3 protein-coding genes are annotated in these 2902 nt (G+C 66.3%); 1 reads left to right on the forward strand and 2 read right to left on the reverse strand.

The genetic code is table 11. From position 1 onward, the window contains the following. Together JWN68_RS02600 and JWN68_RS02605 are read right to left on the reverse strand one after the other, a co-directional pair. A partial coding sequence (locus JWN68_RS02600) for a PP2C family protein-serine/threonine phosphatase (protein WP_366519726.1) occupies nt 1-341 on the reverse strand: 341 nt, incomplete at its 3' end. Nucleotides 342-524: 183 nt separating this feature from the next. Continuing rightward, entirely contained in the window at nt 525-1292 is a 768-nt protein-coding gene (locus JWN68_RS02605) for a GAF domain-containing protein (protein ID WP_366519727.1), read from the reverse strand. A 455-nt stretch (nt 1293-1747) separates the two neighbouring features. Here JWN68_RS02605 and JWN68_RS02610 point away from each other — a divergent pair, with 455 nt between their 5' ends. Next, the gene (locus JWN68_RS02610; RefSeq protein WP_297734247.1) at nt 1748-2137 is read left to right on the forward strand and encodes a hypothetical protein; all 390 of its coding nucleotides are present in this window, start codon (nt 1748-1750) and stop codon (nt 2135-2137) included. Nucleotides 2138-2902: the final 765 nt, after the last annotated feature.

Raw genomic sequence — 2902 nt, forward strand, 5'->3', positions numbered from 1 at the left:
GTGAGCCGGACAGCCAGCAGCACGACATCGTCCTGGGGATCGGGCGCCATCGTCACCAAGAGCTGGTCGCACAGCTCGTCCAGTGGAAGTCCCTCAAGATCGCCAAGGACGTCCAGCAAGCGCGCAAGGCCTGCGTCGAGGCCCTCGTCCCGACGCTCGACCAGGCCGTCGGTGTAGAGGAGCACCAACGGGCCGTCGGGGAGCTCCACCTCGTGGGCACTGCGTGCAGCCGCGGGGTCGAGGCCGAGCAGGAGTTCGGGCTCTCGGGCCAGGAGGCTCGGTGCCTGCCCGGGTGCGACGAGCACGGGCGGCGGGTGGCCGGCGTTGCTCCATTCGAACATTCGAGTGCCTGCGTCGCCTGCGGTGACCTTGCCCAGCACACAGGTGGCGAAGGGTCGGACATGGCATACGCCGTGCCGCGGAGCAGGGCCCTCCCCTGACCCATGGCGGCTGCCGCCTCGCGGTCGTGTCCGCTGATGTCTCCCACGACGAGCTTGGTTGCGCCGTCGCGTAGCAGGAAGCTGTCATACCAGTCGCCGCCCACGGCAGCGTCGAGTGCAGCAGGCTGGTAGCGCACCGCGATCTCGGCGTCGGAAGCGTGGAGGCGTCGACAGGAGGCTGTTCTGCAGTGCTTCAGAAAGCCGGCGCTGCTGGCGGACGAGCTGGGCGTTCTCCCACGCGCCCCCGGCACGGCGTCCGATCTCGACCGCCGTCGCGGTCTCGTCGGCGGTCCATGCTCCCCGCCCGGCCGAGCGAACGAGCGTCATGGCGCCGAGCGTCGCCCGGTTGCCGGCGATCGACACCATCAAGATGCGGTCCGGCCCCAGTGCCCAAAGCTGGTCCCGCGCCGAATCGGTGGCGAGGGACGGCGGGAGCTGACTGGCCATGTAGTCCTCCACGAGGAGGGGCTCACCGGTGCGGGTCACGGTCGACAGAGCTGTGGTCTCGGTGATCGCCTCGAGCATGGGCCCGACGAACGCGTCGAGGCTCGGCAGCTTGTCAGCGTCGGCGTGCGCACGGCCCAGCTCGTGGAACCGGCCGGCTAGGTCGCCTCGCGCGCCGACGTGATGAAAGGCCTCGCCGGCACCGGCCACGACGGTCTGCTCGGTCGCGAGGAGGGACACCTGCGCGGACGGGGCGCCAACCAGCTGGGCTGCGAGCGAGGCCAACCGGTCGAGCGCCGGGCGTCGCCCCTCGGGCGGAAGCAGCCGCTCGGCTGACCGGGGGCCCGGGCCGGGTCGGCGAGGAACTCGGTGGAGGTGGTTGAAAATGCATCCAGGGGTGACCACCATGATGACGACGGAGCAATGGCGATTCGCGTGCCGAGCCGCGCCGGCCGCCTGGTCATCCCGGACTAGTCCGAAGTGACTACAGACGTTCCAACGTTCCCCTGCCTACCCTTGTCTCGTTCCCGCAAGGGATCATGCTTGATGGCGAGTTTGGGTGGCTTCGGCCCGACCCTCACCCCAGCCTACAGTTCAACCAGAACCGCCCACGGACCCGAGACCGTGGGCGGTTTTGTCGGTCCGGACAGAGCGCTGCTGCACTACGGAACATCCGGTGCAGGGCACGTCAACAGGTTGGTAAACCCCACACCAGTCGGCTGTGACGCAACTAACGTGAGCGGCCACGGAACCGTCAAGGGACCCGAGACCCTTGGCGGTTCCGTGGATCAGGGTGTGAACACTCGGCGCGGTTCTCATCACCAGGACGTCGGTGGATGCCACCGCGAAAAGACAGGTCACCGATGAACGCCGTGCTCCGTGGAGTCTCCACCATGTCGTTGCTTGTTCTCTTGGCTGCTTGTGGCGGAAGCGCCGATGCCAGCAAGACGGTCTCCGTGCCGGCTGACAAGCCCATGCAGGAATCGATGTCGACCTGTATCGGCATGTGGATGGACGAATACGACGACGTGGCCTCGGTCACCAAGACCCTGGGCAACCCGGGAACTATGACCAGGGTCCAGCTTGAGCAGTGCGGAAACCAAAGGATCAAGAGCAGGGGAATCGGTGCGGGTTATGCCTGCGACCCCGACGGTTGCTACGCGAGCGACAAGCACGGCTTCGACTGGACCGACGCAGCGCGTGACTGGGCCTGTGACAACAACCGTCCGGAAGTCTGCGCCAAGAAGGAGTGACCCTCATACGCGCCTGTAACCGTCGTCGTCGCGCGAGGGTCACCCCGGCTGTCACTCGAGAACCGCCCGCGAAGCTCTCGTCCGCGGGCGGTTCTGCCGTTCGAGGGCATCTGCGGGCGTGGCAGGGGGCCGCGGATGGGGCCTCGATCGGATGAGCCGATTCGCGTCATACCCGGGCGATCCTGCTTGAAACCTCATTCATCAAAATTTTTTTCCGGCCGTCTGAGCCCGGGTCGAAGCCACCCGAGGTATGGCGCCGCCGGCCGCCCAGGGCGTGAGCCCCGGGCGGTCGGTGTTTTCTGGGGGACCACGCCAGCAGCACCTGAGATGCCTGGGTGCTGCCGGCGTGGCGAGTCATCTCGTGGCCGGGGTGAGGGTCGGGCCAATTGCCACCCAAACTCGCCATCCACCTGCCGGAACCAACTTCTCGACGCTCCGGCGAACTACGACCAAAGCACAGATGTGCACTCAGTCGGGGCCGACTTCACCCATCAGAGGGGACCGACTCCAATTGATGATTCAGCCACCAGGCACAGGGACACATGAGGTTGCCCCTGAACCGCGTGTCCGCGGTCAGGGGCATGTTCTCGTGCTGGTGGGCGATACTGGGATTGAACCAGTGACCTCTTCCGTGTCAGGGAGATGACTCATGCCGATAGAAGGCCTTACTGCTCCACTATCGGCGTTGTCCCCGCCGGTAGACGGCATTTCGAGACAGCGGTCGGTCCGATAGCGTCACTATCGGTAGTCACAATCCAACACTCA

Source organism: Nocardioides sp., from assembly GCF_025964975.1.
Lineage (GTDB): Bacteria > Actinomycetota > Actinomycetes > Propionibacteriales > Nocardioidaceae > Nocardioides.